This is a genomic window from Coleofasciculus sp. (assembly GCF_046539235.1).
Taxonomy (GTDB): Bacteria; Cyanobacteriota; Cyanobacteriia; order Cyanobacteriales; family Coleofasciculaceae; genus Coleofasciculus.
On the sequence record NZ_JBKHHI010000349.1, the window covers coordinates 1 to 7085 of the forward strand.

A 7085-nucleotide genomic window follows, 5' to 3' on the forward strand; every position below is an offset into this window, starting at 1 on the left:
CCATCTGTACCCGCGATCGCACATTTTTCTTCGCTGATGTTATAGTCGGTGATATGACCATTGTAGAGACGTTGCATGCAACGTCTCTACACCATCATCGGGACAAACCCATGACCCTGTACAAAGGCAAATATCGGGTTGAATCCACTCGATTACCCCACAGAGACTATGGCGCAAATGGCTGGTATTTCGTCACCATTTGTACCCGCGATCGCACGTTTTTCTTTGGTGATGTAATATCAACAGAAATGCGCCTGTCCAAGATTGGGCAAATCGCCCAACAATTCTGGGCAGATATTCCTGATCATTGTGCCTATACTGATCTGGATGCTTATGTGGTCATGCCCAATCATTTACATGGCATTGTGATTATTAATAAACCTAATTCATCCTGTAGAGACGTTGCATGCAACGTCTCTACATTCCGTGGCGACACGGAGTTCTATCGGGCAAGATCACAAATGTCTCCGAAAGCAGGTTCTCTGGGTGCCATCATTCGATCATACAAAGCAGCCGTTAGTCAGTGGTGTAAAAGGAATAATTATTCATCTTTTGCTTGGCAACCGCGATTTTATGACCACATCATTCGCGCTGATGGATCATTAGACCGAATTCGAGACTATATTATCAACAATCCTGCTAAGTGGGAAGATGACAAGGACAATCCCGCAAATTTGTGGATGTAGTTGGATAAAAAACAGTGGATGATATCACCAATCAGTCTTTTAAGATAAGATACTTTGAATTAATTCCTCAAAATCATCACAGTCTTGAATTAATTTTATGACAACCCCTGTTTGACGGTAGGGGCGTACCGACGTGCGCCCTTTCTGGTGCGTTCATGATATCAGTCGCCTATTTTCTGATCCCCCTAAGAAATACCAAAATGTTTAGATAATATTTCATTCCACTTAATCTTATGATCAATTTGAAGCTCAGAGTCTGATTCTATCAATAGGGAATATTTATTAATAAAATTATCTAGGGAAGTTATCAGTATTAAATAATACTTCAATGTAGGCATGGTTCCGTTGACAATTATTTGGCAGCCATGATTTTTATCTATTTCATTAATTTCTATGTCAATTAATTCAGAATCTGAGTTCTCAATGTCAGATTTTCACTTTGAATATCTTCAGCATTGGTAGCTTGTTTATAAACCTGTAATAACTTTTCTTTGTGATTCATAACCGTAATCCTGGTATTTGCAATTGAACAAATTTTTCTTTATTTTTAGCTATAAAATCATTTCCATTTTCTTCTTCCTGACTCCCAAGAAATATTTGTTCCTTTAATTGATGAGCAATTTCAGAAACCATGGGAATGCAGACCGAGTTTCCCACTTGCTTGTAACATTCTCCTAAATTATTGTGGAGTTTAAAATTCTCTGGAAATCCCATAATTCTATAACATTCTTTAATCGTCAATTTGCGAACGGCGTTTTCTTCAGGAAGATAAATAAAGAATCGCCCCGAGGTCTCTTGAGAAGGTATTGTAGGATGTATGCCTTCTACTGAATAAATTCTATTGGGTTGATGGTGAACCCTAGATAAATGATGAGTGTTGGGTCTAACTCCTTTTTTCCAAATACTCTTATTATTCCGGTATCCTACAAAAATTAAGCCCGATTGCTGTTGTTTTGGTTGATCTATTAAGGTATAGCTGTCCGGATCTAAGTATTCAAAATTTTCGGAATCGGCTAGAAAAAATTTTAATTTTGCTATACACTTATTTTTTTTCAATTTATTAAAATTAAATTGTTTATTTTTGGTGGCAACAATAATTATTCTTTCCCGGTTTTGAGGGACTCCAAAATCTTTAGAATTCAGCAGACTATAATTTACTTTATATCCCAAATCTTCTAAAGAGTACAAAATTACCTTGAGCGTTCTCCCTTTATCTTGATGCATTAAATGTTTTACATTTTCCAGGAGAATAACTGGAGGCTTTTTTGCTGCGATTATTTCACAAATGCGAAAGAATAATGTACCTCTTGTATCCTGAAAACCTTTTCTTTTACCACATATACTAAAAGGCTGACAAGGAAAGCCAGCCGTTAAAATATCAAACTCAGGAATACTGTTGATGTCTATTTTTCTAATATCACCTGCGGGTTTATCTGAAAAATTATTAAAATATACTTCCTGGCATTTGGGATCAATTTCACAAGAATACACGCATTCATAGCCCGTTTCTTCAAAGGCAATTCTAAATCCACCAATTCCAGCAAATAAATCAATAAACTTCAGTTTGTCCATCCCTATTTTTCAGCAAGTTTGATTCTCTCATTATAAAACATGGTTGCAGGTTCACGAAGCCCCAACAGGCAGTAAAGAAAATTATCCAGTCAATACGGCTCGGTTAGCGCCCTATATTTAACCAACTATAAAATAACAGCAATACTCACCTTATAAAAATCTCGCGTTGGCGAAGCCTGTTCCGAAGGAACGTATCGCACAATGCTTTGATCTGTATGCTAAGTCTGCCGCTTTCTTGCTAGACTCAGAGCAGCTAGGCTATACTTGTACAATTAAGCCGACAGCTTTTAGGAATGAAAGTCGTAACGTTTACTGAAGCTAGAAATAAACTGAAAGCCATTTTGGATCGGGTGGTTAATGATGCTGACTATACTATAATCACCAGACGGGATGCTGATGATGCCGTCGTTATGTCTCTTGAGTATTTCAATAGTTTGCTAGAAACCGTTCATTTGTTAAAATCTCCAGCCAATGCAGCCCACTTAGAACGCTCCATTGCCCAATACAAACAAGGACAGGTAACCGAGAAAGACTTATTAGATGAGTAATCGGAAGTTAGCCTGGACTGATTAAGCTTGGGAGGACTATCTTTATTGGCAAAATCAGGATAAGAAGACTCTTAAGAGGATTAATAAACTGATCAAGGCAACTAAAAGTATTCCCTTTGAGTGGATTGGCAAACCTGAACCTTTGAAAGAAAATTTATCGGGATTTTGGTCACGTCGTATTGATGATACCAATCGTCTTGTCTACGCGGTAGATGATAATCATCTAACGATTATTTCTTGTCGCTATCATTATTAAGACAGTAGGGACGCACGCCCCGTGCGCCCTTTATTATTGTCGTGTATCCTATATTTAACCAACTATAAAATCACAACAATACTCACTCGACAAAAATCTCGCGTTGGCGAAGCCTGTTCCGAAGGAACGTATCGCACAATGCTTTATCCTCTCAGTAATGTGGGTACTAGCTATCCTGCACAGCCGTTGAGGTATCAGCTTGAGGCGGCAGATAATAACTGGCAATAATCGCCACCATCAACCACCATACTGTACTCACCTGAGGACGATACCAAACTGTGTCCACTAAACCATGAGACAACATTCCCGCTATGGTAGCGATCGCACCAATTAACCAGAAGCCTTGAGGATTCCGCAGGGCGCGGAGTCGGTTAATCAATTGTACACCACGATTCACCGTAACCAAAAGTAACCAGAGAAAGCAAAACAAGCCAATAAAACCTGTTTCTACCGCCACTTCCAAAAAGATAGAATAGGCACTCAACGAGGTATATTGAGGACGTTGGTACAAGGGATAAATCTTATTAAACGCATTGTTTCCCGGACCAATACCAATAATCGGGCGATCGCGAATCATATCAATCACCGCCGCCCATACATTCATGCGGAAGTTATTACTACTATCTTCCCGCCCTACAAAAACACTTGCCACTCGCACTCGCACCGGTTCAACAAATAACACCGCCAGAATAATTACCGCCGCACAACTCCCCAGCATCGCAGGCATTGCCCAAGGACGCCATTTTTCTGGTAATTGGATACTATACCAATACACGACAAGAACGGCAAAGACAAACAGACAAGCGACAAAACCAATCCAGCCGCCGCGACTAAACGTAAGCACCAGACAAGCAGAATTCACCACAAACATGGTTACAGCCAAGGCTTTTGGAAGCCATCTCGTCCAAGCCAACACCGCCGCTAAACTCAACGCCACAGCCGAAATCAAATAACCCGCTAATAGATTCGGATTCCCCAAATAGCTATAAACCCGCGTCAAATCCGCCGCCGCCGAATTAGTATCAGTCCAAGTTGCCAACGCTTCTGTGCCAATAAACCACTGTCGTATCCCGTAAACGCTAACAATTAACGAAATATGCAGGAAAACCCCGATTACCCAGGAACGCAGACGGGCTGACCTGAGTACCCGTGCCATTAGCGCAAAGAGTAATAAGTATAGCGTCAGTTTCACCAACCCCTGACGGGCTGCCACTTTCACCGGGGACATGGCTGTGGCAACGGTGGCGATTGACCAATACAGTAATACCAACAGATGAATCGGTGTCACCTGGGGGCGTTCTCTCTCATCCGAGACAGTCAGCAGTAGCCAAAACCCCGCACAAGCAATTAACAACACGCCGATGAGGGCAGTAGAGACAAAGGGCGCAACCGCAAACACAATCGCCACCAGCAACGCGCCCAAGGGTTCCGCCCACTGAAGCAGCCAACTCCCCCGCCGCCAAGCTTGCAGCAATCCCACGACGCGATATAAATAGCTAGCGCTGCGCCACTGATAGAAACGTAAATTCGATAGAGTAACCTGTTGCCAAGCTGAATTCATAGATTGGTGATTGGTTGATTGTTTCCGATTTAGCACGCGATCGCACTACATTATCCAATCAGCTTACTCCAGATGAAGTTGATCGACTTCAGGATAAGTTTTGGCAAGAGGCGGTGAAGCCCTGGAATGGTGCAAGATTTCAGGAGATATCCCATCTGAACGTAGGGGCGCATAGACATGCGCCCTGATTGATGACGCCGCTGTGCGCCCTGATTCAATCAACCCTATATCAGGAAAACATCTAACTCTCAAGCAACACTTTCTAACACAAAGGGTTGAGTAAAGGGCGACCCGATCAAAGTGAGTGGACGCCGTTGTTCATTTGGGCAAGCGGGTCGCCCCTACAGGAAAACTTATACTCGATCATGATGCGATCGCGGATTCTAGATTCTCTGCCTTAGTTTGTAGTAAGCGCTTTAGCGCTTGAGGAACTAAAGTGCCTACTACAAACATTTCCCTTAACTCACTCGTTCTAATAGCAGCGCCTGAGTATCTCGCAACTCAAACGATCGCAGATCACTCACCTCCAATCCTGGAGACGCGATCGCAATCTGCCATTCATCCCAATCCAGTTGCAGCCAGTCTCCCAGCGTCACCGTAATTGGATCACCACCCATGTGAGACACCATCGCCATCTGATACGGCGTTTCACTCGCCCCCTCCTCTGTAGGTTGACTCCGCAAGCCATAGAAAAGGGTATAGTTATCCTCACTAATTCGATTAAACCGATCCAATCCCGATAAATTATGGTGCAACCAAGGATGATCATGACGGAAACGACGCAAGGTTAAATTAAACGCCGCTAATTCTGGCACCAAATAGTCCTCATAATTCCACACATTACAAGCTTGGTGCATATCTTCCATAAACGCCCTAGCAAATACCTTCAGCTTCCCGACATCCAACTCCGTCAACACCTGGGATTTTTCCGGTACATTCAGCTTCTGTAATTGCGCCGCCGATTTCCGCTTCGTTGCTTCCTGTTTAACTTCCTCTTTCTCCGACTCCGCCCCCAGATAACGCTGACATAAACTTGCCACTTCTTCTAAATCGTAATTCGTTTCTTCAATGGCGTCATAAAGTCCGCGCATATTCGGTCCCTTGAGGAAGCGCCCATTCAGAACGTCTAACGCCTGGTTATCTGCATGACCATAAACAATATCAAAGATGACTTGTATTGGACCCGTAGGGAAAGTATGCAGGGTACTAATAAACTCCACTAATTCATCCGGACGCAGGGTTTCCAGGACAGAGGGATTCGTTGCTGAAGAGCCAAATATAACGATATCATAACCCCAGTTTTGGATATCCGGTTTTTTCAGGGTGATTTTAATGTCCTCTGTTTCGTAATCCACCTGTTCGGTTTCCGGGTCAATTTCATCCAAGTCATCTTCATTGAAGATAAAAAAACCTTGCCCCAAATCATGTTCTATCCGATATTCCACGGTAGGTTCAATGGGGAGAAGTTGCACCGCGTCATAGCCGATGTAACATTGTTCGGCTGGGGTTAAAGCGTCATTGGCGTTGATTTTTTCCGCAATCCGTTGATAGATGCGGGTTAATCCTGCCAGCGTTCCTTCTTTGGCGGCTGTGGTGATATGAATCTGTAAAATATTTCGGGGTGGATGAACGCGAATTATTCCCGATTCATCCCTGTCACCTTGACCAAAATACTCCAAGTCGCTACGTTTTTCTTGTAACTGATTTAGGTCATAGAGTTCAGCGGGGGCGTAGACACCATAAGGTAAGGAATAGGCTAAAACATCGCCAATGGTTTGGATTTCATTCTGTAAATCTAAGTATTTTAGCCAATAGAAGGAACCCATCTGGTCTTTGGTTCCCGGACGCATTCCGGAAACGACGCCCCAGAAATATTCGCCTTGTTTTTCTAGTTGTAGGTGTTCCCGATGAACTTTGGCTTTTTGGTTGGGTAAGGTGGGGTCAATTTTGTTAAGCGGGGTGAGAACTTCCAGATAAATGTTCTTGGGTTGGAACATATCTGCCCCTAATTCCGGTGCCCAGAAGCCTATTTCTGTGAGTCCATCGGCACGGTAATGGGCACCGAGGCGGGTGGCTAATGTTTTGGCTTTGTGGAATATTGTGTCGTCGGATTGTTGAACGCTATCTGTCCAATCGAGGAGTTTTTGGGTTTCGTCGGCGATTAAGGTGATGGGTGTTCTTTTGGTTGCAGTTTTTGTCATGTTTCCCTGGTAATTAATCAACAAAATATTCTTTTTTTCCTGTAAGCGGTGGCAGAATTTTTCAACGCAGAGGGACGCAGAGGTTCGCGCAGAGGGGCGCAGAGGGTTTTGGGGTAAGGCTGCATGGCTGTGCGCCCACTGTCTGCTAATTATGTTCGCGAACTACCCCTATTTTTACGGGCAATGGGATGCTGTCACCATGAACTATGAACTATGAACCATGAACCATGAACTATGAACTATGAACCATGAACCATGAAC

Annotated in this window: 6 protein-coding genes and 1 pseudogene; 4 read left to right on the forward strand and 3 right to left on the reverse strand. The window is 43.1% G+C overall.

The window, feature by feature from the left end; translation table 11 throughout:
* Nucleotides 1-110 precede the first annotated feature (110 nt).
* Nucleotides 111-686 carry a transposase gene (locus tag ACLFWI_RS23485; RefSeq protein WP_446414942.1) on the forward strand — a complete coding sequence of 192 codons (576 nt, stop codon included), beginning with the start codon at nt 111-113 and terminating at the stop codon, nt 684-686.
* Between the two features lie 498 nt (nt 687-1184).
* On the opposite strand, the gene ACLFWI_RS23490 is transcribed toward ACLFWI_RS23485, so the two are convergent.
* The gene (locus tag ACLFWI_RS23490; protein WP_446414939.1) at nt 1185-2258 is read right to left on the reverse strand and encodes a DNA cytosine methyltransferase; all 1074 of its coding nucleotides are present in this window, start codon (nt 2256-2258) and stop codon (nt 1185-1187) included.
* A 293-nt stretch (nt 2259-2551) separates the two neighbouring features.
* On the opposite strand from ACLFWI_RS23490, the gene ACLFWI_RS23495 reads away from it, so the two are divergent.
* Nucleotides 2552-2806 carry a type II toxin-antitoxin system Phd/YefM family antitoxin gene (locus tag ACLFWI_RS23495; RefSeq protein WP_446338451.1) on the forward strand — a complete coding sequence of 85 codons (255 nt, stop codon included), beginning with the start codon at nt 2552-2554 and terminating at the stop codon, nt 2804-2806.
* Nucleotides 2799-3062: pseudogene (locus ACLFWI_RS23500) on the forward strand (Txe/YoeB family addiction module toxin). The gene ACLFWI_RS23495 and the pseudogene ACLFWI_RS23500 overlap by 8 nt, the downstream one beginning before the upstream one ends.
* A gap of 166 nt (nt 3063-3228) precedes the next feature.
* Here ACLFWI_RS23500 and ACLFWI_RS23505 read toward each other — a convergent pair.
* Nucleotides 3229-4623 (reverse strand): IctB family putative bicarbonate transporter, encoded by a 1395-nt coding sequence (locus tag ACLFWI_RS23505; protein WP_446414940.1) that lies wholly within the window; start codon nt 4621-4623, stop codon nt 3229-3231.
* A gap of 14 nt (nt 4624-4637) precedes the next feature.
* Between ACLFWI_RS23505 and ACLFWI_RS23510 the strand changes: the two genes are divergently transcribed.
* Nucleotides 4638-4811 carry a hypothetical protein gene (locus ACLFWI_RS23510; protein WP_446408801.1) on the forward strand — a complete coding sequence of 58 codons (174 nt, stop codon included), beginning with the start codon at nt 4638-4640 and terminating at the stop codon, nt 4809-4811.
* Nucleotides 4812-5081: 270 nt separating this feature from the next.
* Here ACLFWI_RS23510 and gghA read toward each other — a convergent pair whose 3' ends face one another.
* Nucleotides 5082-6824 (reverse strand): glucosylglycerol hydrolase, encoded by a 1743-nt coding sequence (gghA, locus tag ACLFWI_RS23515; protein ID WP_446414941.1) that lies wholly within the window; start codon nt 6822-6824, stop codon nt 5082-5084.
* Nucleotides 6825-7085 lie beyond the last annotated feature (261 nt).

Bases quoted from the DNA above. Each gene is read 5' to 3' on its own strand.
- ACLFWI_RS23490 (WP_446414939.1), bottom strand. From the start codon at position 2,258: ATGGACAAACTGAAGTTTATTGATTTATTTGCTGGAATTGGTGGATTT.
- ACLFWI_RS23485 (WP_446414942.1), top strand. From the start codon at position 111: ATGACCCTGTACAAAGGCAAATATCGGGTTGAATCCACTCGATTACCC.
- ACLFWI_RS23505 (WP_446414940.1), bottom strand. From the start codon at position 4,623: ATGAATTCAGCTTGGCAACAGGTTACTCTATCGAATTTACGTTTCTAT.
- ACLFWI_RS23495 (WP_446338451.1), top strand. From the start codon at position 2,552: ATGAAAGTCGTAACGTTTACTGAAGCTAGAAATAAACTGAAAGCCATT.
- gghA (WP_446414941.1), bottom strand. From the start codon at position 6,824: ATGACAAAAACTGCAACCAAAAGAACACCCATCACCTTAATCGCCGAC.